At 34.3% G+C, this 25,255-nt stretch carries 24 protein-coding genes and 1 riboswitch; of the genes, 14 read left to right on the forward strand and 10 right to left on the reverse strand.

Going from position 1 to position 25,255, the window contains the following annotated elements:
- Positions 1 to 3 precede the first annotated feature (3 nt).
- Positions 4 to 435, reverse strand: a complete 432-nt coding sequence (locus tag A6J74_RS24460; protein ID WP_000758796.1) for a DUF3997 domain-containing protein — start codon at positions 433 to 435, stop codon at positions 4 to 6.
- Positions 436 to 566: 131 nt separating this feature from the next.
- Here A6J74_RS24460 and A6J74_RS24465 point away from each other — a divergent pair, with 131 nt between their 5' ends.
- The 3 genes from A6J74_RS24465 to A6J74_RS24475 all read left to right on the forward strand — a co-directional run bounded on the left by A6J74_RS24465 (position 567) and on the right by A6J74_RS24475 (position 1,847).
- A complete protein-coding gene (locus A6J74_RS24465; RefSeq protein ID WP_000769093.1) occupies positions 567 to 1,022 on the forward strand; it encodes an RDD family protein in 456 nt (151 codons plus the stop codon).
- A 152-nt stretch (positions 1,023 to 1,174) separates the two neighbouring features.
- Positions 1,175 to 1,273 carry a hypothetical protein gene (locus tag A6J74_RS24470; RefSeq protein ID WP_000145640.1) on the forward strand — a complete coding sequence of 33 codons (99 nt, stop codon included), beginning with the start codon at positions 1,175 to 1,177 and terminating at the stop codon, positions 1,271 to 1,273.
- Positions 1,274 to 1,337: 64 nt separating this feature from the next.
- Positions 1,338 to 1,847 carry an SDR family NAD(P)-dependent oxidoreductase gene (locus A6J74_RS24475; RefSeq protein ID WP_080609612.1) on the forward strand — a complete coding sequence of 170 codons (510 nt, stop codon included), beginning with the start codon at positions 1,338 to 1,340 and terminating at the stop codon, positions 1,845 to 1,847.
- Between the two features lie 64 nt (positions 1,848 to 1,911).
- Here the strand turns inward: A6J74_RS24475 and A6J74_RS24480 are convergent, their stop codons facing one another.
- Positions 1,912 to 3,012: an ABC transporter ATP-binding protein gene (locus A6J74_RS24480; RefSeq protein ID WP_000818939.1), complete on the reverse strand. Its 1,101-nt coding sequence runs from the start codon at positions 3,010 to 3,012 to the stop codon at positions 1,912 to 1,914.
- Between the two features lie 265 nt (positions 3,013 to 3,277).
- On the opposite strand from A6J74_RS24480, the gene malL reads away from it, so the two are divergent.
- Positions 3,278 to 4,954 carry an oligo-1,6-glucosidase gene (gene malL / locus A6J74_RS24485; protein WP_000415210.1) on the forward strand — a complete coding sequence of 559 codons (1,677 nt, stop codon included), beginning with the start codon at positions 3,278 to 3,280 and terminating at the stop codon, positions 4,952 to 4,954.
- A gap of 39 nt (positions 4,955 to 4,993) precedes the next feature.
- Here the strand turns inward: malL and A6J74_RS24490 are convergent, their stop codons facing one another.
- Positions 4,994 to 6,754 carry an alpha-glycosidase gene (locus A6J74_RS24490; RefSeq protein WP_000910467.1) on the reverse strand — a complete coding sequence of 587 codons (1,761 nt, stop codon included), beginning with the start codon at positions 6,752 to 6,754 and terminating at the stop codon, positions 4,994 to 4,996.
- 326 nt (positions 6,755 to 7,080) lie between these two features.
- Here A6J74_RS24490 and A6J74_RS24495 point away from each other — a divergent pair, with 326 nt between their 5' ends.
- From A6J74_RS24495 to malR, 4 genes are all read left to right on the forward strand, one after another.
- Positions 7,081 to 8,340, forward strand: a complete 1,260-nt coding sequence (locus A6J74_RS24495; RefSeq protein ID WP_000709915.1) for an extracellular solute-binding protein — start codon at positions 7,081 to 7,083, stop codon at positions 8,338 to 8,340.
- Between the two features lie 76 nt (positions 8,341 to 8,416).
- Positions 8,417 to 9,718, forward strand: coding sequence for a maltosaccharide ABC transporter permease MalC (gene malC, locus A6J74_RS24500; RefSeq protein ID WP_001195001.1), 1,302 nt, complete (start codon positions 8,417 to 8,419; stop codon positions 9,716 to 9,718).
- The gene (malD, locus tag A6J74_RS24505) at positions 9,719 to 10,561 is read left to right on the forward strand and encodes a maltosaccharide ABC transporter permease MalD (RefSeq protein ID WP_001022595.1); all 843 of its coding nucleotides are present in this window, start codon (positions 9,719 to 9,721) and stop codon (positions 10,559 to 10,561) included. It begins immediately after the preceding gene.
- A 285-nt stretch (positions 10,562 to 10,846) separates the two neighbouring features.
- Positions 10,847 to 11,869: a maltose operon transcriptional repressor MalR gene (gene malR / locus A6J74_RS24510; protein ID WP_000219032.1), complete on the forward strand. Its 1,023-nt coding sequence runs from the start codon at positions 10,847 to 10,849 to the stop codon at positions 11,867 to 11,869.
- 13 nt (positions 11,870 to 11,882) lie between these two features.
- Here the strand turns inward: malR and A6J74_RS24515 are convergent, their stop codons facing one another.
- Together A6J74_RS24515 and A6J74_RS24520 are read right to left on the reverse strand one after the other, a co-directional pair.
- The gene (locus A6J74_RS24515; protein ID WP_000434560.1) at positions 11,883 to 13,046 is read right to left on the reverse strand and encodes an aminotransferase A; all 1,164 of its coding nucleotides are present in this window, start codon (positions 13,044 to 13,046) and stop codon (positions 11,883 to 11,885) included.
- Positions 13,047 to 13,164: 118 nt separating this feature from the next.
- Positions 13,165 to 13,365 (reverse strand): hypothetical protein, encoded by a 201-nt coding sequence (locus tag A6J74_RS24520; RefSeq protein ID WP_000929282.1) that lies wholly within the window; start codon positions 13,363 to 13,365, stop codon positions 13,165 to 13,167.
- Between the two features lie 311 nt (positions 13,366 to 13,676).
- Between A6J74_RS24520 and A6J74_RS24525 the strand changes: the two genes are divergently transcribed.
- Positions 13,677 to 14,951 carry a sensor histidine kinase gene (locus A6J74_RS24525; protein ID WP_000420366.1) on the forward strand — a complete coding sequence of 425 codons (1,275 nt, stop codon included), beginning with the start codon at positions 13,677 to 13,679 and terminating at the stop codon, positions 14,949 to 14,951.
- A 38-nt stretch (positions 14,952 to 14,989) separates the two neighbouring features.
- On the opposite strand, the gene A6J74_RS24530 is transcribed toward A6J74_RS24525, so the two are convergent.
- Entirely contained in the window at positions 14,990 to 15,739 is a 750-nt protein-coding gene (locus A6J74_RS24530; protein WP_000387494.1) for a DUF3967 domain-containing protein, read from the reverse strand.
- A 238-nt stretch (positions 15,740 to 15,977) separates the two neighbouring features.
- Between A6J74_RS24530 and nucA the strand changes: the two genes are divergently transcribed.
- Together nucA and A6J74_RS24545 are read left to right on the forward strand one after the other, a co-directional pair.
- Positions 15,978 to 16,412, forward strand: a complete 435-nt coding sequence (gene nucA, locus A6J74_RS24540; protein WP_000811503.1) for a DNA-entry nuclease — start codon at positions 15,978 to 15,980, stop codon at positions 16,410 to 16,412.
- Positions 16,413 to 16,447: 35 nt separating this feature from the next.
- Positions 16,448 to 16,837 (forward strand): competence protein ComJ, encoded by a 390-nt coding sequence (locus A6J74_RS24545; RefSeq protein WP_000424018.1) that lies wholly within the window; start codon positions 16,448 to 16,450, stop codon positions 16,835 to 16,837.
- Between the two features lie 37 nt (positions 16,838 to 16,874).
- Here A6J74_RS24545 and metE read toward each other — a convergent pair whose 3' ends face one another.
- The 3 genes from metE to A6J74_RS24560 form a co-directional block, all read right to left on the reverse strand.
- Positions 16,875 to 19,163 carry a 5-methyltetrahydropteroyltriglutamate--homocysteine S-methyltransferase gene (gene metE, locus A6J74_RS24550; RefSeq protein WP_001007623.1) on the reverse strand — a complete coding sequence of 763 codons (2,289 nt, stop codon included), beginning with the start codon at positions 19,161 to 19,163 and terminating at the stop codon, positions 16,875 to 16,877.
- A 128-nt stretch (positions 19,164 to 19,291) separates the two neighbouring features.
- Positions 19,292 to 19,480: riboswitch (cobalamin riboswitch) on the reverse strand.
- 206 nt (positions 19,481 to 19,686) lie between these two features.
- Positions 19,687 to 20,244 carry a PadR family transcriptional regulator gene (locus A6J74_RS24555; protein WP_000062054.1) on the reverse strand — a complete coding sequence of 186 codons (558 nt, stop codon included), beginning with the start codon at positions 20,242 to 20,244 and terminating at the stop codon, positions 19,687 to 19,689.
- A 116-nt stretch (positions 20,245 to 20,360) separates the two neighbouring features.
- Positions 20,361 to 21,902, reverse strand: a complete 1,542-nt coding sequence (locus A6J74_RS24560; RefSeq protein WP_000449890.1) for an MDR family MFS transporter — start codon at positions 21,900 to 21,902, stop codon at positions 20,361 to 20,363.
- Between the two features lie 434 nt (positions 21,903 to 22,336).
- Between A6J74_RS24560 and A6J74_RS24565 the strand changes: the two genes are divergently transcribed.
- Positions 22,337 to 22,837, forward strand: coding sequence for a hypothetical protein (locus A6J74_RS24565; RefSeq protein WP_000708172.1), 501 nt, complete (start codon positions 22,337 to 22,339; stop codon positions 22,835 to 22,837).
- 31 nt (positions 22,838 to 22,868) lie between these two features.
- Here A6J74_RS24565 and A6J74_RS24570 read toward each other — a convergent pair whose 3' ends face one another.
- A complete protein-coding gene (locus A6J74_RS24570; RefSeq protein ID WP_000939445.1) occupies positions 22,869 to 23,102 on the reverse strand; it encodes an SPP1 phage holin family protein in 234 nt (77 codons plus the stop codon).
- Positions 23,103 to 23,266: 164 nt separating this feature from the next.
- Here A6J74_RS24570 and A6J74_RS24575 point away from each other — a divergent pair, with 164 nt between their 5' ends.
- Entirely contained in the window at positions 23,267 to 23,920 is a 654-nt protein-coding gene (locus A6J74_RS24575) for a diguanylate cyclase domain-containing protein (protein ID WP_000680808.1), read from the forward strand.
- Between the two features lie 645 nt (positions 23,921 to 24,565).
- A complete protein-coding gene (locus tag A6J74_RS24580) occupies positions 24,566 to 25,228 on the forward strand; it encodes a YkyA family protein (RefSeq protein WP_000922477.1) in 663 nt (220 codons plus the stop codon).
- Positions 25,229 to 25,255 lie beyond the last annotated feature (27 nt).

The following is a 25,255-nucleotide window of genomic DNA, read 5'->3' on the forward strand; positions in this document are numbered from 1 at the left end:
ATATTATGCTGACTGTTTTTTTATTTCTTTTATGTATGAATCTACATTTTGAAAAGGCACTTTAATTTTAAACGCATCTTTTTGTTCATTAAATTGTTTTTCATTATAGGGACCGAAACGTTTATTGTGCTTTACGTCAATAATCCAATAATGTTCACTTTTTTTATTTGCAATTGCTGCGTCAGGGTTATTTGGATCTGACTTTTCCTCTGTTTGTTTTACAATAATGTATTTATCATCCCAAGCGATGTCTGTAATTTTGGCAGGGATGTATTGTGTGGCATATACAGCATCTTGCGTAGGGAACAGTTCAAATGCATTTCCAGAAGTACGTATGAGTTCGTATTCATCGTTAATCGTATAAGATACATGGTTTGTATTTCCTGTACAAGCAGTTAATAGGACGGCGACGAATAGGATTATCCATTTTTTCAATATGGGAACCTCCTTTACAATGCTGTTGTAACACATTGTACAAGAAAAGTAAGAGAAACGCCAGTTTACAATGTTTTTTAGAAGTGGTACGATGTAACGGGTAAAGAAGGATACGAAGGAGTCGACATAAAATGAAGTTGAAGATGCATCGTCCAGCGCTTGTAATGAATCGCATAGGTGCTTCCCTAATTGACATGTTTTTAATCTCGGTTATGTATGGTGCAGTAGTAGCTGTTATGACCGGAAACTATAGTGCTATTTTTAATCGGTTTAATATAAGTTTCGGTGACTATAGATATGATCTCGCAGTAGTTTTCATATTAATGGTTCTATATTTTATTTTGTTACCTTTTATTTGGAACGGTGTTACACTTGGGAAAAAAATAACGAGAACAAAATTGATTTCATTGACGAGTGAAAAATTAACGTTGCAAACATTAACTTTACGATTTTTTGTATTGTTATTACCGAACATGTTGTTACTTGGAATTCCGTTAATATGCAACGTATATATGATGTTGTTCCGCAAAGATAATTGCGGTTTTCATGATTTAATTACAAAGACAAAAGTGATGAATCTAGTATAATAAAAAACCTTTTTATGCTTGTACATAAAAAGGTTTTTTATTATGGAAGGATATTTTTCGAAGTAGAAAGTCCTTTTTCAATAGATTGAAAATTAAGAAAATGGTATAATAAATGAAAATAATATCTTTATATAATGAAGGGGGAAGTTGTAATGACGGGAGGTAGCATAATCTTTTGGGGGGTTTTAATTTTCGTTGGTCTCGTTTTCGATCAGTGTAATAGTAAGAAAAAAGAAGGAGTAAAAAAGTAATCGCTTACAAATAAAAGAGTAACTTTTCTTGCTTGCAGACTAATCTTATAAAGGAGTATACTGAATGACGGTAAGACTTATAGAAGGGGTAATGAAAATGAAGCTTGCAGGAAAAGTTGCTATCGTAACTGGCGGTGGCATCGGTATTGGACGTAATACAGCTCTTTTGTTGGCTAAACAAGGCGCAAAAGTAATTGTGACGGACATTGATCAAGATAGTGGACAAGCAACAGTGGAGGAAATTACGAATCTAGGCGGAGAAGCCCTTTTTGTATCCTATGATATGGAAAAACAAGGAGATTGGCAACGTGTTATCAGTATTACTTTGAATGCATTCAGTCGCATTGATATGCTTTTTCAAAATGCTGGTTTATATAAAATAGATTCTATTTTTTCTCGCCAACAAGAGAACGATTCCAATGTACTTTGTATTAATGACGTTTGGATAGAGATAAAACAATTAACGTCATCTTTTATGAAACAGCAAGAAGAAGTGGTGCTTAGTGACTTACCGATTTTCGGTAGTATTAGCACGAAAGGACAATCATTTCATACAGTAGAAGCCCTAGTATAATAATGAAAACCGCCCTCAATGTATGTGGACGGTTTTTTTGTATGTTATATACAAGAAAATTTTTTTAGCGAATACGTTGTTCGGTTTGGCTATCAAAGAAATGCGCTTTATTTAAATCAAATGCTAATTTAATTTGGTCTCCAGGTGAGAATATATGTCTTGCATCAACACGTGCTGCAAAATCTTGATTTCCAAGTTTCATATATAAAATGGATTCAGCACCTAACAACTCAGCAACTTCAATTTTTGATGTGAAAGTAGTAGATTGTGAAGCCTCTAAAAATAGTAGTTCATCATGAATATCTTCAGGACGAATTCCTAAAACGATTTCCTTATTTACATAACCTTGTTCACGTAATAATTTCATTTTTCCTTCAGATACTTTGGTTTTCAATGAATTATCTATAACGAAATCAGTTTCAGTTAATGTACCACGGAAGAAATTCATAGCTGGAGAGCCAATAAATCCGCCAACAAAAATGTTTTCAGGTGTTTCATATACTTCTTTTGGAGTTCCAATTTGTTGAATCTTTCCGTCCTTCATAACAACAAGACGGGAAGCCATTGTCATTGCTTCTGTTTGATCATGTGTTACATAAATTGTCGTTGTTCCAAGGCGATGGTGTAACTTAGAAATTTCTGAGCGCATTGCAACACGGAGTTTTGCATCTAAGTTTGATAATGGTTCATCCATTAAGAAAACTTTCGCGTCTCGAACGATTGCTCTACCTAACGCAACACGTTGGCGTTGTCCACCTGATAACGCTTTTGGTTTTCTATCTAAATATTGTTCAAGCCCTAAAATTCGTGCGGCATCTTTCACACGACGATCGATTTCATCTTTTGGTATTTTTCGAAGCTTTAATCCAAATGCCATATTATCATATACACTCATATGTGGATAAAGAGCATAGTTTTGGAAAACCATTGCGATATCACGATCTTTTGGAGGAACATCATTCATTAGCTTACCATCAATTGAAAATTCTCCTTTTGAAATATCTTCAAGTCCAGCTACCATTCGTAATGTTGTAGATTTTCCGCATCCAGAAGGACCAACAAATACGATAAACTCTTTATCTTGAATGTGTAAATTAAAATCTGTTACAGCGGTTACGTTATTATCATATATTTTATAAATGTTTTCTAATTTCAGTTCTGCCATGGTATTTCCCCCTAGAAAAAATTATGCAAACGTTTTCTTTGAATTTATTATAAACGAATAGATTCAAAAAATAAATAAAAAAATAAAACGTTTTCATTTATTCGAGTGATATGTAGTAGTTTTCATATGTTTTCCTAGAAAAAGAAGGATAAAAATTGTAAGCGCTATTTTAAATTAAGATAGAATCTGTTATCATTCATTAGTGAAAACGTTTGCGCCTTGGGAGAAAGAGAAGAATGAATTACTAATGAAATGGGGTAGCATAATGGAAAAACAATGGTGGAAAGAAAGTGTAGTATATCAAATTTATCCTCGTAGCTTTATGGATAGTAATGGTGATGGTATAGGGGATCTTCGTGGTATTATTTCAAAGCTAGATTACTTAAAAGAATTAGGGATTGATGTAATTTGGTTATCGCCAGTCTATGAATCTCCAAATGATGATAATGGTTATGATATAAGTGATTATTGTAAAATTATGAACGAGTTCGGAACAATGGAAGATTGGGATGAGCTATTACATGAAATGCATGAACGTAATATGAAACTTATGATGGATTTAGTTGTTAATCATACTTCTGATGAACATAATTGGTTTATTGAATCACGTAAATCAACAGATAATAAATATAGAGATTACTATATATGGCGTTCTGGAAAAGAAGGGAAAGAGCCGAATAACTGGGGAGCAGCTTTTAGTGGATCTGCATGGCAATATGATGAAATGACAGATGAGTATTATTTACATCTGTTTTCTAAAAAACAGCCGGATTTAAATTGGGATAATGAACAGGTAAGACAAGATGTTTATGAAATGATGAAGTTTTGGTTAGAAAAAGGAATTGATGGATTCCGCATGGATGTTATCAATTTTATTTCTAAAGAAGAAGGTTTACCGACTGTTGAAACAGAAGAAGAGGGGTATGTTTCAGGTCATAAGCATTTTATGAACGGTCCAAACATTCATAAATATTTGCATGAAATGAATGAAGAAGTATTGTCTCATTATGATATTATGACGGTTGGTGAAATGCCTGGTGTAACGACAGAAGAAGCTAAATTGTATACAGGAGAAGCTAGAAAAGAACTACAAATGGTATTTCAATTTGAACATATGGATTTAGATTCAGGAGAAGGCGGAAAATGGGATGTAAAACCATGTCCACTTCTTACTTTAAAACAGAATTTAACAAAGTGGCAAAAAGCATTAGAGCATACAGGATGGAATAGCCTGTATTGGAATAACCATGATCAGCCACGCGTTGTATCTCGTTTTGGTAATGATGGGATGTATCGTACTGAATCTGCGAAAATGTTAGCGACGGTGCTTCATATGATGAAAGGAACACCATATATTTATCAAGGAGAAGAAATCGGAATGACTAACGTTCGATTCGAATCAATTGATGAATATCGAGATATTGAAACGCTAAATATGTATAAAGAAAAAGTGATAGACCGTGGTGAAGATAAAGAAAAAGTCATGGAATCTATTTATATAAAAGGTCGTGATAATGCTAGAACTCCGATGCAGTGGGATGATCAGTATCACGCTGGATTTACAACGGGTGAACCTTGGATTACGGTAAACCCTAATTACAAAGAGATTAATGTGAAACAAGCAATCCAAGACGAAGGATCAATTTTTTATTACTATAAGAAATTAATTGAGTTACGCAAAAATAATGAAATAGTTGTGTATGGATCGTATGATTTAATACTAGATAATAGCCCTTCTATTTTTGCTTATGTAAGAACATATGGAGAAGAAAAGCTACTTGTGATTGCAAACTTCACTGCGGATCAATGTGTATTTGAATTGCCTGAGAATATTGTTTATAGTGAATCAGAACTGTTAATACACAATTATGACTCGGAAAATGGATTAATGGAAAACGTTACATTGCGTCCATATGAAGCAATGGTGTATAAATTGAAATAAGAAAAAGCCTTATGTCCGAGCGGCATAAGGCTTTTTCTATTACCATTTTAATATTGAGAATCCGTGCGGTGGAAGTGTAACTTGTAATACACTTGCTTCTGCTGAAAATTCTTCGCTTGTATATATATTGACTATTTTCTTCCTTGTAATATGGATAGGGAGTGAAGCTGTAATTTCATCGTTAGTAGGATTTAAAACGAAAAAGATAGTTTCATCTCCATATGTTTTCGTATAAGAAATGTAATTATGTTCATCATTTGCTTCGATGAATTGGAATGTACCATGTCCTCCAAATGCTTTATATTGTTTTCGTAATGAAAGTAATGTTTGTATATGTGTAAATAATACATGGTCTTGTTCTTTTGTATCCCAAATCATACATTTGCGGCAATCCGGGTCCATGCCGCCATCCATACCGATTTCGTCTCCATAATAAATACAAGGAGAGCCGATGTAAGAAAGATGGAATACATAGAGTAACTTTAACTTATTTTTATCTCCGTTACATGTTGTTAATATTCTTGGTGTATCATGGCTGTCTAATAAATGAAATGCGGCTTCATTTATATTCATAGAGTAGGAATGTAGGGATTCTGTAATTTGTTTCATGAATTCACTTGCTTTAATGGAATTGTTAGCAAAGTAAGAAAGTAGAGCATTTGTAACAGGATAGCTCATGACAGCATCAAATTGATCTCCGTGTAGCCATGGGAGGGCGTCGTGCCAAATTTCTCCTAAAATATATATTTCAGGATTTAACGCCTTTATCTCACTTCGGAATTCTCTCCAAAAGCAGTGGTCAACTTCATTTGCTACATCAAGGCGCCAACCGTCTATATTGAATTCTCTTACCCAATAACGCCCTACTTCAAGTAAATATTCTTTTACATCTGGGTGTGCAGTATTTAATTTAGGCATATACGGTGTAAATGCGAAAGTATCATAATTAGGAAGTGGCTCGGTTATAATTGGGAATTCATGAATGTGGAACCACTCTTTATATGCTGACTTTTCACCATGTTCTAGTACGTCCTGGAATTTATCGAAAAAGTAGCCACTATGATTAAACACAGCATCGAGCATTACTTTTATACCGTGTTTATGACATGCCCCAACAAGTTCTTTGAAAGTTTCTTTCGTCCCGAATTGCGGATCGATTTCCATGTAGTCAATAGTGTCATATTTATGGTTTGAATGAGCTTTAAAAATAGGTGTGAAGTATATTCCGGAAATCCCAAGTTTAACAAGGTAATCAAGGTTTTGAATAATACCAGCAAAATCTCCTCCGAAAAAATTAGTTGGAGTTGGTTCGGTACTTCCCCAAGGGAGGGTGTTTGCTGGATTTAATGTGCTGTCCCCGTTAGCGAATCGTTCTGGGAAGATTTGATACCATACTGTGTCCTTAATCCAAGGTGGTGCCATGAAAACGTCTTTTGTATGAATGAATGGAAAGCAGAAAAAGTTACCGACATCGTCATCTGGAATGTTTGAGAAAAAGCCTCGTTCTGCATAAATAAGAGTTTCTGTCTCAGTTTTTAATTCGAATCCATAACGTAAGCGCTTAAATTTTGGTTCGATTGAAATGGACCAATAATCAAATAATGCAGTAGAACCAGTTTTGTTCATCGGCGTATTTGACGTAATCCATTTTCCATCTGTCCATTCGTAAGGGTCACCATAAATAAGAGTGGCGATTTGAACATCGTTTCTCTTAGTACGTATTCGGATGTGAATTGTTTTTTCATCGTAAGCGTATGCATAATTATCTTTCGGCCTATGGTAAACGGCTTCTTTAAGCATATAGAAAATCCCCCTTTAATATCTCTATACATATTATTCCCTTAAATGTAATAATAAAGCCTGTATTGCAAACGATTGCCTTTCTATTAGCTTTAATATTGCTTATAAGAGTAGTATTCATTTCATATAAAGTCAATGTATAAAGAGCATAATGACATTATTTTTAAAATTAATATTTGCAAAATGAATAAAAGAATGTATAATGATAGACAAATAGCGCAAACGTTTTCATAGATTTGAGATAAGGTTTGCGCTTCTATTAAACTTTCAAATGCAAACGTTTTCAATTAGTGAGGTACATAGACAATTTAGGGAGGTTTTTGGGGATGAAGAAAGCATTATCATTATTAACGGTTTCGGCATTATCAATTGGTATGTTATCTGCATGTGGGCCGAAAGATTCAGGGAAAAAAGAGGAAAGTAAAGCGAAGAAAGACTATGACCTTCTCGTTTGGGAAGATGATAAAAAAGGCGTTGGTTTAGAACCAGCAGTGAAAAGCTTTGAGGAAAAATATAAAGTAAAAGTAAAAGTTGTTGAAATGCAAATGACAGATCAAGTGAAGAAGTTACGTCTTGATGGACCAGCGGGGACTGGACCGGATGTTGTAACATTGCCACACGATCAAATCGGAAATGCAGTAACAGAGGGCTTACTTTCTGAAGTGAAAGCAGATGATGCTGTTAAGAGTAAGTTTACTGATTTATCAATAGAAGCACAGACATATAACGGGAAACTATATGGCTTACCAAAAGCGATTGAAACACCAGTCTTTATTTACAATAAAAAGTTTATGCAAAAAGCACCAGAAACAATGGACGAATTGTTTAACTTCTCAAAAGATTTTACAAAGGATGGCAAGTACGGATTTTTAACATTAGGAGATAATTTCTACTTTGCTAATGCATTCATGGCAGGTATGGGTGGTTATGTGTTTGGTGAAAAAGATGGAAAACCAAATGCAAGTGATGTTGGGTTAAATAATAGTGGTGCTGTACAAGGTGCTGAATATCTTCAGAAATGGTACAAAGAAAAACTATTCCCGAAAGGTATTATCGGTGAATCTGGTGGACCTGCTGCTGATGGATTATTTAATGAAGGAAAAGCAGCTTCTATCATGAACGGACCATGGGCGTTCCAAGCGATGGAAAAGAACGGAATTGATTATGGTGTTGCTCCAATGCCAAAATTACCAAATGGTCAACCGATGAAAACGTTCGTTGGGGTAAAAGGATGGCATGTAACAAGCTTCTCTAAACAAAATGATTTAGCTACTAAATTCACTGAATGGGTAACGAATGAAGAAAACGCGAAAATTAGATTTGAGAAAACGAAAGAAATTCCGCCAGTAAAATCAGTAATGGAAGATCCGATTATTAAAGATAACGAAGCTGCAAAAGCGGTTGCAACGCAATCAGAAAATGGAATTCCAATGCCAAACATTCCAGAAATGCAAGAAGTATGGAAACCAGCTGGAGATGCCCTTCAATTAGTTGTTACAGATAAAGAGGCGCCAAAAGCAGCTCTTGATAGTGCAGTGAAGCAAATTAAAGGTAATATTGAGGCAAATCATAACAAGAAAAAATAAGGTGAAGTTCGTGCCTCTAATATGAGGGGCACGAATTCTCTCCCTTCCAAGTAGGAAGAAAAAAGGGGGAAGGAATATGCAAACATCTATGGAACCAATGAAAGATATGAACGGTTCAAAACATAGGAAAATGGCAACCATGTTATCAATCATTCCGGGCGTGGGCCAAATGTATAATAAACAATTTGTAAAAGGTCTTATTTTTCTAGTATTAACAGGTTCATTTATTGTAGCCTTTGCTGATTTATTAAATATGGGATTATGGGGGATTGTAACGCTTGGTACAGAAGTTCCACGTGATCATTCTGTCTTTCTATTAGTGGAAGGGATCTTAGCACTTATCGTTATCGGGTTTGGACTCGGAATATATGCATTTAATTTATATGATGCGTATCAAAATGGAAAGAAACGTGATATCGGAACACCTTTAAACTCTGTAAAAGAGCAATACCGTAATTTATTAGATCAAGGCTTTCCGTATTTAATGGTTTCGCCAGGTTTTCTACTACTTATCTTTGTTGTTGTATTTCCAATCATTTTCGTAATTTTAATTGGATTTACGAACTATGATTTATATCATTCTCCTCCAGCTAAATTAGTAGATTGGGTGGGCTTTAAAAACTTTATTGATATTTTCACACTACCGATGTGGAGAGAGACATTTTTAAGTGTATTCTCTTGGACGGTCATTTGGACATTCGTTGCAACGACATTACAAGTTGCACTCGGTATTTTTTTAGCGATTATCGTAAATCAGCCTGGTATTAAAGGGAAGGCAATTATTCGAACAATCTTCATTTTACCGTGGGCTGTTCCAGCATTCGTATCTATTCTTGTTTTCTCTGGTATGTTTAATGAAACGTTTGGAGCAATTAACAATCAAGTATTGGCGTTATTCGGAATTGAAAAGATAGCTTGGATGACAGATCCATTTTGGGCGAAGATAGCTTTAATTATGATTCAAACGTGGCTTGGGTTCCCATTCGTCTTTGCAATGACAACAGGTATTTTGCAATCGATTCCAGGAGAATTATATGAAGCGGCTACAGTAGATGGAGCGACAGCTTGGCAACAGTTTCGTAAAATTACATTGCCACTTGTTTTATATGCAACAGCACCAATATTAATTACGCAATATACGTTTAACTTTAATAACTTTAGTATTATCTATCTATTTAACGGCGGAGGACCTGCTGTAGCTGGACAAGATGCAGGTGGAACAGATATTTTAATTTCATGGATTTATAAGTTGACGATGACTTCAGCGCAGTACGGGAAAGCAGCAGCTCTTACAATGATTTTATCGTTAATCGTTATTACAGTTGCGTTATGGCAATTTAAGAGAACAAAATCATTCCAAGAAGAGGATATGATGTAAATGAATATTAAAAGACAGAAGATGTTACGTCTCTCATTAAGCTATTTCGTTATTTTTGTAATGTGTGCCATAATTTTCTATCCATTATTATGGATTATTGGCTCATCGTTTAATCCGGGTGATAGTTTATCTGGATCAAGTATTATTCCGCAAAATGCAACGTTAGATCATTATCGTAAGTTATTAGATCTAGAGAATAGTAATTACTTACTATGGTATAAAAACACATTAAAAGTAAGTGTTTTAACGATGATTTTCTCAGTGTTAGCAATTAGTTTTACTGCTTATGCATTTTCGAGATACCGTTTTGTTGGAAGAAAAAATGGCTTACTAACATTTTTAATTCTGCAAATGATTCCGAACTTTGCAGCGTTAATCGCTCTATACGTATTAGCGCAGTTAACAGGATTAATTGATACACACCTTGCATTAATTTTAATTTATGTAGGCGGGGCAATCCCTATGAATACATGGCTTATGAAAGGGTATTTTGATACGATTCCGAAAGAATTGGATGAGTCAGCTCGTATGGATGGAGCAGGGCATTTTCGTATTTTTTGGCAAATCATTATGCCGCTTGCAAAGCCAATCGTAGCGGTTGTAGCGTTATTCACTTTCATCGGTCCATTTACAGATTTCATTTTAGCGAGTATCATTTTGCGCACACCAGAAAATTATACTTTAGCAGTTGGATTATATGAAATGGTAGCGAAGAAATTTGGTAATGAATTTACGACGTTTGCAGCGGGTTCAGTATTAATTGCAATCCCAATTTCAATTTTATTCCTATCACTACAAAAATACTTTATCTCTGGTTTAACAGCTGGAGGTACGAAAGGATGAAAAATGGGACATTACGTCCCATTTTTCTTTTCATCTCCCTATAAAAAGCTTTATAGGGAGATGAAAAGAGATTTGACATCACATGTGAAAATAAGTGAAATAAATAGTATATTATAGTATAGGAAAAAAGAGCTATATCCCTTACAATACATGGAGAGGGAGAATATGATAAGTTTTGCAAGATAAAATAAATAAATGAAAGTTTATGACTTCTCCTATGACTTGCAACGAGTGCAAGATAAAATATATGAAAAATGGCAGAGAAGTGAGAGGAGGGGATTTTTTATGACAGTTACAATTAAAGATGTGGCGAAGAAGGCGAACGTAGCACCATCAACTGTTTCTCGTGTAATTGCTGATAATCCAAGTATAAGTGAAAAGACAAAGCGCCGTGTTCGAAAAGTAATGAGTGAATTAGGATATCATCCAAATTTAAATGCAAGAAACCTTGCGAACCAAACGACGAAGACACTTGGTCTTGTTATGCCAAGCTCTGCAAGTAAAGCTTTTCAAAATCCGTTTTTCCCGGAAGTTATAAGAGGAATTAGTTCATTTGCACATGTGGAAGGGTATGCACTTTATATGTCGACAGGTGAAACGGAAGATGAAATTTTTAATGGTGTTGTAAAAATGGTACAAGGGCGTCAAATTGGTGGTATTATTCTTTTATATTCAAGAGAGAACGATCGGATTATTCAATACTTGCATGACCAAAACTTCCCGTTTGTTTTAATTGGAAAACCATATGATCGAAAAGATGAAATCACATATGTAGATAATGACAATTATACAGCTGCAAGAGAAGTGGCAGAATATTTAATTTCACTAGGACATAAACAGGTCGCGTTCATTGGTGGTGGCTCAGATTTACTTGTAACAAGAGATCGTTTAGCAGGTATGAGTGATGCTTTAAAATTAGCAGACATTGTATTACCGAAAGAGTATATTTTACATTTTGATTTTTCAAGGGAAAGTGGTCAACAAGCTGTTGAAGAGTTAATGGGACTAAAACAACCACCGACAGCAATTATAGCTACGGATGATTTAATTGGACTTGGTGTGTTAAGTGCGCTTTCTAAAAAAGGATTCGTTGTACCGAAAGACGTTTCAATTGTAAGCTTTAATAATGCTTTATTATCAGAAATTGCGAGTCCGCCGCTTTCAACAGTTGATGTGAATATATATCAGTTAGGATATGAAGCAGCAAAAGCTTTAGTTGATAAAGTAGAGAATGCTGAATCTACTGCCAAGTGTATCATTATTCCGCATAAATTATTGAAGCGTCAAACATGTGATCATTATGCATAAAAAAGCTAGGAGTTTAACTCTTAGCTTTTTTTTGTAGAAAGGCTTCTAAACGATCACAGCCTTCTTTTAAAGTTTCGATACTATATGCATAGGAAAGGCGAAGATAACCTTCACCATACTCAGAAAATGCTGTTCCAGGAACGATGGCTAGTCCAGCTTCTTTTACTAGATCAAGTGCAAAATCAAATGATGAAGATGTTAAATGGCCAACATATGGGAATAAGTAAAATGCACCTGTTGGTTTTTCAACTGTTAGCCCCATTTGAGTGAGTCTATTATATACGTAATCACGGCGTTTTTTGTATTGGTGGCGCATCATCTTCGGTGCGTCTTTAGCGGCAGTTAATGCTTCGATTGCGGCATATTGGGCGATTGAAGTAGCACATGTTACATTGTATTGATGAACTTTTAAAATATGTCCTGCTAAATAGTTTGGTGCGAATAAAAGTCCAACACGCCAGCCAGTCATAGAATGTGATTTAGATAAACCGTTAATGACGATCGTCTTTTCACGCATTTCTGGGAAATGGGCGATAGATGTGTGTTTTTCTTCGTATACAAGTTCGCTGTAAATTTCATCTGAAAGAACAAAAATATTTTTATCTTTTAAGACTGATACAATATCTTTTAATTCTTCTTTTGATAAAGTTACACCAGTTGGATTAGAAGGATATGGCAGTACGACGCATCTCGTTTTTTCTGTAATAGCATTTTCTAGTGCTGCAGCAGTTAAACGAAATCCAGTTTCACGAACATCTACAAAAATTGGCGTTGCGCCGCATAGTCGAATAATAGGCTCGTAACCTGGATAAATAGGAGCAGGCAAAATTACTTCTGTCCCGGGCTCTAAAATCGTTCGGAATGCAACGTCAATTGCTTCACTAGCACCGATTGTAACGATGGTTTCGTTTTCAGCTGAATAATGTAAATCGTAGTTATCTTTTACAAAGTTACAAGCGGCCTTTCGTAATTCTAGTAAACCAGCGTTATGTGTGTAGCTTGTATAATTTTCTGTAATGGCCCGTTTTGCCGCTTCTTTTACGAGAGAAGGTGTAGGGAAATCGGGTTGCCCAATTGTTAAAGAGATAAGATTATCATAGTTTTGAATCATATTAGAGAATTGGCGGATTCCAGAAATTTGGATGTCCTTTACTCTAGGATTAATGAATTGTTCCATTGTATCTCCCTTTCTTCCGTTTGAAAATTAAGTTCATTTTATCATACTTTCTATGATTGCGCTTTGTATATGAAATTTAGAAAGAGAGAACAGAAAAAAAGCCGCTATAAGCGGCTTTTTAGTATCCGTATTCCCAATCTATTTCATCTTCATTCCAAAGTACAGAGGATACTTTGCCAAGGTGAACAACTGATTCGTTCACAGCACATGTGCAATCTGCTTCTCCTGTTTTATGCTGTAATTCCTCATACACTGATTTTTCAACATTTTCTAGAACTACCAAATTTTCTTCTTTTAAAACAAGCGTAGTACCTGCCATATTTATCTTCCTCCTACTAAAGTAATGATCACTTATTTGTAAACATAGATAGTATGGATTATATGCTGTATTTTACTATAGTTGTCCGTCTAGTGAAGTATTTTTTATATTTTCTTTGTAATCCGTATTCATTGTATACTGCATGAAGGAAATTTGGTACAGGGTTTACAATCATTTCGAAAATCTGTAACAATTAATATGTGTTGTTAACAAAGAATTAACAAATATGTTAAGAAAAATCAAAATTTTAAAACAAATAAACTAATAAAATGATATAATCATATCAAAATACATATAGGGGATGAGAGGCTATGGAGCTTATCCGTGATTTATTGATCCAAATTGCCATCATTATTTTGCCATTATTTTTATATGAAGCGATTCGTTTAAATCGCTATCAAGAAATGCCTCCGAAGCCGAATCGTTACTTTATTATGTTTTTATCTAGCGTTACGCTCGTTCTCTCCATGACATATTCTATTTGTTTTGACAATGTTTGCGGGTATAACTTTCACCCAATCCCAATTGTCAGTGGTTTTTTATATGGTGGGATTGTCGGTTTAATCCCAGCAGTTATTTTTGTTACATATGAATGGGCACTAAAAGGAATGAGCATTCTTCCAGTTGTAGAAGTAATATTTCTATTGATAGTTCCATTGTTCTTATCAAAGAAATGGTCTCTTTTTTCAAGGGGTAAGAAGCTAATTTTAGCATTTATGATTTCGTCATTTTATGTGTTGGTTTTTCTAGTATTTGGTATAATTAATGTGCTGTTAGAAACAGGTTTTACACCGTATATTTCGCAAATATATAGCGGATTTATATTTGCCTCGCTTATTATGGTTATGACTATGGTATTTCAGGTGTATTTAACGGAATATTTAAATGAAAACGCATTACTACGTACTGAGATGCAAAAATCAGAAAAACTTAATATCGTAAGTGAATTAGCAGCAAGTGTTGCACATGAGGTTCGAAATCCGCTCACTGTTGTTCGTGGATTTATCCAATTGCTAGAAAGTACGGAAGAAATGAAGAATAAGGACTATATGCGTCTCGTATTAGCTGAATTAGATCGGGCGGAACAAATTATTTCAGATTATTTAAATTTAGCAAGACCGCAAATTGAGAAAAAAGAACACATTTGTTTATCCGCGCAACTTATAGAAATGACTACTTTAATGTCATCATTTGCAGCGATGCAAGGTGTATATTTGCAAGTTGAGATTTCTGAGAGCCTTTATACGATTGGTGATAAGACGAAATTGAAGCAAGCTATTATGAATGTTGTTAAAAATGGTATTGAAGCAATTCAAGGAAATAAAGGATATTTAAAAGTAACGGCTGTTCAAAAAGACGAAACAATCGTAATAAGAGTTAAAGATAGTGGCGTTGGTATGACAAAAGAACAGTTAGCAAGGCTTGGACAACCGTATTATTCTTTAAAAGAAAAAGGGACAGGATTAGGACTTATGGTGACATTTAGTATTTTACAAGCGCATAATGGTACACTGGAATATAAAAGCGAAAGCGGAAAAGGTACTGAAGCGATTATTATATTACCAGCTGTAAGAAGTAAGGAATAAAAGTTACCGATGGAAGGTAACTTTTTATTGTATATTGTTTATTCGTTTGTTCTTTCTTGTTTTGTTCGGCTAAATAAACTTTTAAATGAATGGAAGAAACCTTGTTCTTTTGAGGCGGCGACCATTCTTTTTGTTTCTTGAATTTCGCGAATAACTTGCATAAGTTGTGTATCACGGTTACTGTCTTTATGATAAATTTGATTAACGAGTTTATTCATTTTTTCTTCTTGCTTGGATTCTCGTTTATACATATGATTCATTAATAAGTCCATCTTTTCTTTTTGCAAGGCATCTGTTTGAGCGGCGTGATCAACTAACTCTTGTAGCATTTTTTCTTGAGAGCCTTCTTTTACATAAACTTGTTGCATCAATTCATCTAATTTTTCATCTTTCAAACGATTTTGTGTAATTAGAGTAGAATTTTGATGAATAATTGCTTCATTTAATTGAGCGAGCATTTCGAGTTTTAACATGAACTCCTCAAAGTTACGCCCATCTTCTTTTTCTTTCGTTTGTATTTCTTGCTTATCTTGTATAGCGGGTACAGGCGGGGCCTCTTTTTCTTTTAAAATAATAGGTATCGTTTCTGAAATATCTTCTTGCAGTTTAGCAGCTCTTTCATGTATAGATTTCAATAGTTTTAAATCATCCAGTTTATAAATACGAGCATCAGCTGTTTTTGAAATGATATACCCATGTTCCTCTAACAGTTGACTATATTTACGGACTATATGTTTTGGGATGCCTGTTTTATTCGTGACATCTTTTGTTTTATAGATAGCTTCCATGTTATTTCCTCCCCAAAAAGTATCGTATATATCATTTCAATCTTTTTATGAGGACTTCCTTTGAAAAAGAATGTCGGAAGGTTATTAGTTTTCTACAGCATTAGTGAAAAGATGAAGAAAAATGAGAGATTTTTGGCGGAATGGCGAAGAAGAGCTAAAATAATGTCTGAAAACATATACAGGAGAAGTTTGTTATAATAACGGAGGAAAAGAAACTGGTAGAATCATGGAGGTATACATGAAGCAATTAAAAGGTATTATCATTTCAATTATTGCAATTCTTTCTATTGTAGTAGCGGTGTATGAAGTACTTGTTCCAGAGGAAACAAGTATCAAAAAAACGAATGCGTATGATCAAGTTCTAGAATTTCCGAAAGAGCGATATCCAGAGACAGGGAAACATATTACGGATGCTATAAAAGAAGGACATTCAGAAGTTTGTACAATTGATCGTGGTGGTGCTGGAGATAGAAGGAAATTATCGTTAGCTCCATATCCATCAAAAAAAGGCTATGATCGTGATGAATGGCCAATGGCGATGTGTAAAGAAGGCGGAAAAGGGGCGCATATTGAATATATAAGTCCAGCGGATAATCGCGGAGCAGGTTCTTGGGTAGGAAATAAGTTAGATAAATATCCAGATGGTACGCGTGTGAAATTTGAAGTGAAGTAGTGTTACATATTTCATAATGAAGGAGAAGGGGAACGATGGAGTTAACAATTTCTTATTCACAATTAATGTTGATGAACTATGACGGTGAACAGCCTTACGTAGACTGGACGGATGAAGATTTTGATAGAGGTTATGCTAAGGCGGATGGAACTGTTATTTTTGAAGCACTTTCTGATTATACTTGTGAAATAAAAGTGACTTGTGGAAAACATATTGAAAAAGAAGAAGTAATTAGAACAGTTACGGTTCCTTTTACAATTAAAAATGAATGTATCGTTGTAACGAGTATTCTTTCAAATAAATTTCAAATTCCTATTCCAAATGGTGAGTATACAGTTGTATTGCAGGTAATTCCTCTTGAAGAACCAACGGATGATGAGTTATATAAACTACAATACGAATTCTTTTTTGAAAGTAAAGAATAAAAAATGGGTTATCCTAAGGAAGGATAACCCATTTTTGTTATGCATTTGTTTTTAAAAGGGAACGAGCATCTTTTGCTGCTTGCACCATGTGTTCTAAAGCTGGAATAACTTCTTCTGTTTTTCTTGTTTTTAAACCACAGTCAGGATTAATCCAGAAATATTTAGGATCACATACTTGTAAAGATTGTTCTACGATTTCAAACATTTCATCTTTACTCGGTACACGTGGGCTATGAATATCGTATACCCCTAGACCGATCCCTTTTTCATATGTTGTATGTTTTAATGTATCAATAAATTCTCCGTGACTACGTGATGTTTCGATAGAAATGACATCCGCATCTAATGCACGAATAGCATCTACAATATCTTCGAAGTTACTGTAACACATGTGCGTATGAATTTGCGTTTCATTGGCTACAGAAGATGTTGCTAAAAGGAAGGATTGAACTGCCCATGTAATATATGCATCCCAATCTTTTTCTTTTAGTGGCATTCCTTCACGAAGCGCTGGCTCATCGACTTGGATTACTCTAATTCCAGACGATTCAAGTAATTCAATTTCATGACGAAGTGCTAATGCAATTTGATAGGAAACTTCTTTTCTTGAAATATCATTTCGAACGAATGACCAATTTAAAATAGTGACAGGTCCAGTTAGCATACCTTTTACTACTTTTTCTGTTAAGCTTTGTGCGTATACAGTTTCTTTAATAGTCATTCCATTTATAAAGGCAACATCACCATAAATAACAGGTGGTTTCACGCAACGGGAACCATACGATTGTACCCAACCGTTTTTAGTGAAGGAGAAACCAGCAAGACGTTCACCGAAGTATTCGACCATGTCAGTTCTTTCAAATTCACCATGAACAAGAACATCAAGACCGATTTCTTCTTGGTAACGAATCCATTTTTCTGTTTCTTTTTCAATAAATTGCTCATATTGTTCATTTGAGATAACGCCGTTACGCCATTCTTTTCGCGTTTGACGAACTTCAGTTGTTTGCGGGAAGCTACCGATAGTTGTTGTTGGTAACAACGGTAACTGCAGAGCAACTTGTTGTAATTCGTATCGTTTTTCAAATGGAAGAGGGCGTGAAAAATCTTCTTCTTTTAGTGCTGTTCGTGCTGCTTTGACATCTTCTCGGTTACGTGCAGCAGATGAACGTATTGTATGGTGCGCATTGCGATATGTTTCAAGTTCGTTACTAATGCTTTCTGTACCTTGAGTCAAAGCAGAATGAATAAGAACTAGTTCTTCTAATTTTTGGTTTGCAAATGCTAGCGCATCAAATAGTTCAGTCGATAAGTGAGTTTCTTCGGTTTTATCAATTGGTGAATGCATTAAACTACAAGAAGGCTGAACGATGAAATCTTTTGTTTGGACTTGTTTTTGTAACGTTGTAAATAACGTAAGAATTTCATCAAGGTCCGCTCTCCAAATGTTACGGCCATCTATACAACCGACTGCTAAAGTTTTGTCAGCTGGGAATCCGTATTTCGCAATAGCATTTAAATTACCTTCTTTACCGTGAACGAAATCTAAACCAACACTAGATACAGGGAATGTAATAATTTCTTCATAGTTTTCTTCTACACTATCAAAATATGTTTGTAAAAGAAGATTCGCGTTTGGAACTTCTTTACGAATAGTTTCATAAATTTCTTTCGCATGCTGAATTTCTTCTTTAGTTAAAGAAGCGAAAATCGGTTCATCAACTTGAATGATTTGTGCACCAGCCGCATGTAGTTCTGAAAGTAGTTGTACGTAAGGTGTAACTAACTGTTTTAAAATAGTAGCAAATTGATCTTGTTTATAGCCTTTTGCTAATTTTAAGAAAGTATATGGTCCTAAAATAACAGGCTTTCCATCTACGCCTAATTCTTGTTTTGCCTCTTCGTATAAGCGAAGTGGACGATTATCTTTTAAAGAGATTTGTAATCCCTCTTCATATTCAGGAACAATATAATGATAGTTTGTGTTAAACCATTTAGTCATTTCGGAAGCTACGTGATCTTTAGAGCCACGCGCCATTGCAAAATATACATCAAGGTAAGATGTAAACTCAGAAAAACGTGACGGGATAAAACCTAACATATAAGCAGTATCCAGAACGTGATCATAATATGTAAAATCGCCGACTGGAATGAGTTCAATTCCTTTTTCTTGCTGTACTTTTACGTGTTGAAGGCGAATTTCTTTCATCGTTGTTAAAAATTGTTCTTCATCAATTTTATTGGACCAAAAAGCTTCCAATGTTTTTTTCCATTCTCGTTGTAGTCCGATACGTGGATAACCTAAGTTACTTGTTTGAATTGCCATTTTAAATTCCTCCCTAATTGAAAGTAAGCATTTCCGTTTACTAGGAAATACTTATAACAAAAAGTACAAAGACATAGAAAATAAGCCTTCCTTTTTGTTTTAACACCTCATCATCATCCGTGAATCTATCAGTGTTGTTAAAACAGGCAGGTCTCCTGACTTATGCTTCATATAATTTCTTTCACCTTCCCGTTCTCACAGTGGCACTAACAAAGAAATCTCAGCATTTACAGTGGCGGGACCGTGTTGGAGTTTCACCAAGCTTCCCTTTTAAACACGAAACGAAATTTTCGTGTACCTATTTTCCTTTTGAAAGGAATTTAACAAGCGATATGATATTGAAACAAATTCTAACACAATTTTTGGAATTTTGTCTACTGTTTTAAAATAAGAAAATTCTAAAGGTTTTATTTCTTGATATTCTGAATAATTTAGGTGTTTTTCAGATTAATGATATATAATGGAATGTGAAAATATAGAAAAATTGAGCGAGTAAAGAAGAGGGAACGTCTTCTTTACTCGCTCAATTTTCATCTGCATCAAATTTTGAAAGTCGTCCTGCTATGGCATCGTTAAGGAGGGTGCTTAACCATTGTAATTCAACGGTAATATGCTCAATAACACTTTGTAAAATATATAGTTGTGCACGTGGAATTTTTCCTTTACTGCAATCATATATAGTTTGCATTTTATGTAAATATTGAACGGTATCATGTTTCTTTTTTTCTAAAATTGGAACCAATTCTTGATCATCACCAAAATGAGTGAAAGAAAGTGCTGAATAAATTGGTTTATATATTTGGTTTTTTGCTTCGAACTGTTTTAAGAGTAACGTGTGAAATAGTTGTTTACCTTCCTCTGTTATATGAAAGATTGTTTTATCTGGTCTATTCGTATCACGAACAATAGTTGTAATGCGAATTGCACCTTGCTTTTCTAATTGCTCGAAGGCGTAATAAAGTGATCCTTTTGCATATTTAATATAATAATCCATCTGTCTGTCTTTCATTATGTGCTGCACTTCATATGGATGTTTATCTCCTTCGAGTAGCAAGCCGAGAATGACTAATTTCATGCTCATTCTGTCTCAACTCCTGTACATAAAAACTGTATCCCTACTAATTAAAGTTTGATTTTATACATATTATAAACGGCATATCCTTTTTCATAAAGGGATATGCCGTTCCTTTTTTTATACTAACTTACTTGTTTTTGCTTTTGTTTCGCTTTCGGTCCTGTAAATAGGCGTTCATTTCCCATAAGTAAAATACAAATAATACTTAGTACAGCTGGGATCAGTGCCCAGAAGAATGTGTTGGCAATAGATGTAGCGAGAGCTTCTTTAATACCAGTTAATATTTCTGCTGGAATCTTCTCGGTAGCACCTGGTGATAATAAGAAACTTGTGTCTCCACCTTTTGGAGCTAATTTTGCAAGTTCAGGAGGGAACACAGTGTTTAATTTATTAATAAAAATATGATTTTGAATTGTACCGAAAATCGTTACACCAAGAGTCATACCGAGTGAACGGAAGAATGAGTTTGTTGATGTAGCAGAACCACGGTCTCTCATTTCTAATTTATGGATAGAAGACATACTTAAAACTGAGAATGAGAAACCAACCCCAAGTCCAGCGAGGACCATAAATAGCGTTACGAGCATACGAGGTGTGTCCATTGTTAAGGTGCTTAGTAAATAAATACCAAGAACGAAGAAAACGCCAGATACCATCATAATGTTACGATAGCTTGTTCGTGAAGCTAACTGTCCACCTGTTTGACTTCCGATTACAGAGCCGACCATCATTGGTGTTAAAATTAATCCAGCATTTGAGGCTGAACCTCCGAGAACACCTTGAACGAAGATTGGGATATAAACTGTACAGATGATAAAAGCAGCACCATAGAAAAAGGCAACGCCTTGGCTAGCTGCAAATAAAGGTTTTTTAAATAGATGGAAAGAAATGATAGGCTCAGTTGCTTTTCGTTCTACGAAGAAGAAAATAATAAGCATAATAACAACAGTTGCAAATAAACCGATAATTACATTAGAGCCCCATGCATACGTTTTACCACCAAGTTCTAGTGCGAACATTAAGCAAATAATACTAATGACAAGTGTAATAGCACCAGCCCAATCAATTTTTTGTTTTCTAAATTCTAGAGATTCACTGTAGTATTTAGTAATGAAGAAGAAGGAGATAAGCCCTAATGGAATATTAATATAGAAGACCCAATGCCAGCTTATATAGTCCGTAATATAGGCACCTAATAAAGGTCCAAATACACTTGATGTCCCGAAAACTGCACCGAATAGCCCTGTCATTTTCCCACGTTTTTCTGGCGGGAATATGTCATACATAATTGTGAAGGCGATAGGCATAAGGGCGCCACCACCAATACCTTGAATTGCTCTATAAATACTTAATTGTTCAATACTAGATGCTGTCCCGCAAAGTGCAGAACCGAATAAGAAAAGAATGAGTCCACCAATATAAAAACGTTTCCGTCCGTACATATCAGAAAGTTTTCCGAAAATAGGCATCCCTGCCATTGTTGCTACCATATATGCCGATGTGACCCAAACAAACTTGTCAAATCCTCCTAAGTCTCCGACAATCGTCGCCATTGCGGTTGCAACAATTGTATTATCCATTGCTGCCATTAAAATACCAAGTAGTAAACCAGCAACAACAAACTTTGTATTGTTGGAGTCTTTTTTTGATAGTTGAGTTTCCAAATATGCCCCTCCTTTAATAATAAGTAAACTATATTAAGTTTTAAATGCAACGCATAAAAATCTAAAGCATAGTTCCTCTTAAATTCTCTTACATAAGTGCACTGACATGCCATAAAGAATATTATAGTCAAATTTGACTAAAAGGCAAACTTTTTCTTTCACCAAAATATCCTTTTGTATGGAAAGAAAAAGAGTGAGCAATACTGAATATTGTTATAAAGTCAATGAAGTAAATTGTAAAAAATATTTCAGTAAGAATACTTCCTGTTAACAGTTGAAAAATGGTTTTTTCTTTATATTGTCGAATAGGATAAAAGGAAGGGAACTATTAAATATCGTTTGTAACAAGCGTTCATCATTTTTGTAGTTTATTGTGTAAAGCGAAAGAATAGAATTGTATGGATGGTACATCTGAAATGAGGTGAATATATATTATGAAAATATGGAAGCGAATTTCGGATCAAGGAAGGGATACAATACCGTTACAGCCGGTATTGTGGATTGATGGCTCAAAAAAGGAAGGCGAACTTCCTAATGTAGCAGTTACATTACAAATCCGTAGTATGTATGAAGAAAAATTTTCATATGAACTAATCTATGATGTAAACGACATACTTATTATGCGAATTGAAGTTGAAAATAAAGGAATTGAAGTGATTTCACGAGTCGTTGTAAGTCATATGATTAGAGATTACTTTTTGTATATTCCGAATTCTCTGCAGGTTAATAAGGGGATGAGCGAGTTTTTATTCCAGCTTGTAAGGTGGAGAATCGATAATTTATTGCCGAACGAGAAGGTGGAACTAAGTTGTAAATTAAAAGCAAATAAAGATAAAGCGGTTAAAACTGCATTGTTTAAGGCTACATACACATTTCAACATAAAGCAGTCTCATATGGCCCATTGCAAACAAATGAAGTTGTGGTGCGGCAATGATAAAAAGGAACCTGTGCGAAAGGTTCCTTTTTTAATGGAGGTTGTGCTTCTTGAGTATTTTCTTTTGTTCGATTCCTTTTTTTCCTACATAGTTATTTTTATAACCAAAATATAGAATGAATAGAAATGAAATAACATTTACAATAGCGTCGATTTGATCGTTCGTAATAAAGTTTATTCCGAAAGAGGTAAATAGTAGCTTTAATGATAACAAAAAACCAGCTAGTAAACGTATAGCATCTGATAGATTTTCTTTTTGTAGCATATAGGTCACTCCTTTCTATAAACGATATATAGTATATATATGAAATAGAATAAAAAAGGAATACAAGCTCTAGCGGAAATGTACATAGAATATGTACATTTTTTATTTGGTAGAAAAACATTATTGTTATAGAAACATATATTGGTATAGAAAGGAGAGGAAGTATGAAACATAAAGGGAAGATTAGTGGATTATTACTAGGGAATACTGTTGCTGTTACGGAATGGATTGCGCTTCAGGATGTAATTGCAAAATTAGATTCGCGATCATTTTATACTGTCTTTATTATTTATATTTTGCAACTGTTGCTAAGTTGTTACTTTGGCCATTGGTATGATAAAAGAGAAAACGGACGTATGAATATGGAAGTAGGGGGAATGGCAAGTAATGATTTTGTTGTTGATTTTTTTGAAAAAGTAGCTGCTTTATCTGAACGAGATTCTCGCAATATTACAGTGTACATTCTTTCCGTTAAAGAATGGGAGGGATTAAAGGAAACAGTGCAAGAAAAAAAGTTGGAAGCGTTAGTACAGAGAGTGGAGTCTACTATTGTAAAGACGATTCGAAAAGGTGATGTCGTTACAAAATGGGATGAAAATAAATATGTTATTGTAGCGATTGATAATGGTCATGAAAAATCAACAATAACACGACGATTAATGAAAAATATTGAAAGTGAAATAGAAAGTGGTTTATTAAGTGTGACGTTATTATTTGGGGCTGCTAGTTATCCAGTAGAAGGGAAAACTTTTGAAGAATTGTTAAGAAAGGCACAGAATCAATTGTACCAGTATAGAAATTTGAAAGACAATGAGTAAAACTTTGAGTTGAAGAAGTATGATATGAAGAAATTCGGATTGTAACATTTTTTTGACTTTTATTACAAAAACAACTTTTATTGTAATAAAAGTCTTTAAAAATATATGAAATAGGCATATAATTATGATGGATGTGTCAATGCATTTGCACAATGTGTTTCATTTTAAAAGTGTAGAGGAAAACATGCTCTACACTTTTCCTTTTTAGGAAAGGAAAAGAATATTTGTAAGTTGTTGCGAGGTAGTATTTGTACTGTGTAAAATGAACAAAGAGATTATTTGATAGAAAGCGGAAAGGGAATGATAGATGTGAGAGATCGACAATCATCTTTTATCAGGTGAATTATTATAGTTGTTCTTCTAATTATTATGGCTCTGGTGAATTCCATTGTATTTTAAGGTAATACATAGTGTGAGTAGAGAATGAAAAGTGCAAAGTGAAATATACTTAGTAGATGGACATGAAACTGCTACATAATTCAAAGAGAATAACGTGAAAAATAATTTCAAGTAATAAATGTGTACAAGCATGATAAACAATACTGATGATCTTCGTAAAAAAGATGCGAGTGTGAAGTGTATAGAAGGATTATATGATTTTTATAGCTTTTTTACACAAGGATCGTTTATAAGTAGGAGGAAAAGATGTTGAAATATAGTAAATTAGCAATTGTAGCCACATTATCAATGGTTTTATTAGCGGGTTGTTTTGGGCCAAAACCAGAAGAGGAATTATATGTAGCATTTGAAAATGCTGCCAAGCAAGAAAAAACAATGTTTGAAGATGCAAAGAAACTTGAAACTTTAGAAAAAGAGGGACAAGAATTATATAACCAGATTGTTCAAGAAGGAAAAGATAATAATCAAACTGTTAAGGAAAAACTGAACCAAGCAGTGAAAAATACAGATGAACGAGAAAAAGTGCTTAAAAAAGAAAAAGAATCTTTAAATAAGGCGCAAGAAGAAGTGAAATCAGCAGATAAATATGTGAAGAAAATTGAAGATAAGAAATTGAAAGAGCAAGCGGATAAAGTGAAAAGCACATATGAGAAACGACATGATTCATTTAACAAAATGTATGACAGCTATAATAAATCGTTAAAACAAGAAAAAGAATTATATACAATGTTACAAGATAAAGGTACAAAATTAAAAGATATTAGTGAGAAAGTTAAAGTAGTAAATCAATCGTATAAGGATATTGAGTCAGAAAAAGATAAGTTTAATGAATTCACGAAATCTTATAATACAGAAAAAGTTGCATTTTACAAGCAAGCCAATATTAAAATTAAAGAAGAGAAAAAATAAAACAGTTTGGCCTAACATAGGCCAAAC

Origin of the sequence: Bacillus sp. FDAARGOS_235, from assembly GCF_002073415.2 — a bacterium.
Lineage (GTDB): Bacteria > Bacillota > Bacilli > Bacillales > Bacillaceae_G > Bacillus_A > Bacillus_A toyonensis.

Bases quoted from the DNA above. Each gene is read 5' to 3' on its own strand.
- A6J74_RS24465 (WP_000769093.1), top strand. From the start codon at position 567: ATGAAGTTGAAGATGCATCGTCCAGCGCTTGTAATGAATCGCATAGGT.
- A6J74_RS24470 (WP_000145640.1), top strand. From the start codon at position 1,175: ATGACGGGAGGTAGCATAATCTTTTGGGGGGTTTTAATTTTCGTTGGT.
- A6J74_RS24475 (WP_080609612.1), top strand. From the start codon at position 1,338: ATGACGGTAAGACTTATAGAAGGGGTAATGAAAATGAAGCTTGCAGGA.
- A6J74_RS24480 (WP_000818939.1), bottom strand. From the start codon at position 3,012: ATGGCAGAACTGAAATTAGAAAACATTTATAAAATATATGATAATAAC.
- malL (WP_000415210.1), top strand. From the start codon at position 3,278: ATGGAAAAACAATGGTGGAAAGAAAGTGTAGTATATCAAATTTATCCT.
- A6J74_RS24490 (WP_000910467.1), bottom strand. From the start codon at position 6,754: ATGCTTAAAGAAGCCGTTTACCATAGGCCGAAAGATAATTATGCATAC.
- A6J74_RS24495 (WP_000709915.1), top strand. From the start codon at position 7,081: ATGAAGAAAGCATTATCATTATTAACGGTTTCGGCATTATCAATTGGT.
- malC (WP_001195001.1), top strand. From the start codon at position 8,417: ATGCAAACATCTATGGAACCAATGAAAGATATGAACGGTTCAAAACAT.
- malD (WP_001022595.1), top strand. From the start codon at position 9,719: ATGAATATTAAAAGACAGAAGATGTTACGTCTCTCATTAAGCTATTTC.
- malR (WP_000219032.1), top strand. From the start codon at position 10,847: ATGACAGTTACAATTAAAGATGTGGCGAAGAAGGCGAACGTAGCACCA.
- A6J74_RS24515 (WP_000434560.1), bottom strand. From the start codon at position 13,046: ATGGAACAATTCATTAATCCTAGAGTAAAGGACATCCAAATTTCTGGA.
- A6J74_RS24520 (WP_000929282.1), bottom strand. From the start codon at position 13,365: ATGGCAGGTACTACGCTTGTTTTAAAAGAAGAAAATTTGGTAGTTCTA.
- A6J74_RS24525 (WP_000420366.1), top strand. From the start codon at position 13,677: ATGGAGCTTATCCGTGATTTATTGATCCAAATTGCCATCATTATTTTG.
- A6J74_RS24530 (WP_000387494.1), bottom strand. From the start codon at position 15,739: ATGGAAGCTATCTATAAAACAAAAGATGTCACGAATAAAACAGGCATC.
- nucA (WP_000811503.1), top strand. From the start codon at position 15,978: ATGAAGCAATTAAAAGGTATTATCATTTCAATTATTGCAATTCTTTCT.
- A6J74_RS24545 (WP_000424018.1), top strand. From the start codon at position 16,448: ATGGAGTTAACAATTTCTTATTCACAATTAATGTTGATGAACTATGAC.
- metE (WP_001007623.1), bottom strand. From the start codon at position 19,163: ATGGCAATTCAAACAAGTAACTTAGGTTATCCACGTATCGGACTACAA.
- A6J74_RS24555 (WP_000062054.1), bottom strand. From the start codon at position 20,244: ATGAGCATGAAATTAGTCATTCTCGGCTTGCTACTCGAAGGAGATAAA.
- A6J74_RS24565 (WP_000708172.1), top strand. From the start codon at position 22,337: ATGAAAATATGGAAGCGAATTTCGGATCAAGGAAGGGATACAATACCG.
- A6J74_RS24570 (WP_000939445.1), bottom strand. From the start codon at position 23,102: ATGCTACAAAAAGAAAATCTATCAGATGCTATACGTTTACTAGCTGGT.
- A6J74_RS24575 (WP_000680808.1), top strand. From the start codon at position 23,267: ATGAAACATAAAGGGAAGATTAGTGGATTATTACTAGGGAATACTGTT.
- A6J74_RS24580 (WP_000922477.1), top strand. From the start codon at position 24,566: ATGTTGAAATATAGTAAATTAGCAATTGTAGCCACATTATCAATGGTT.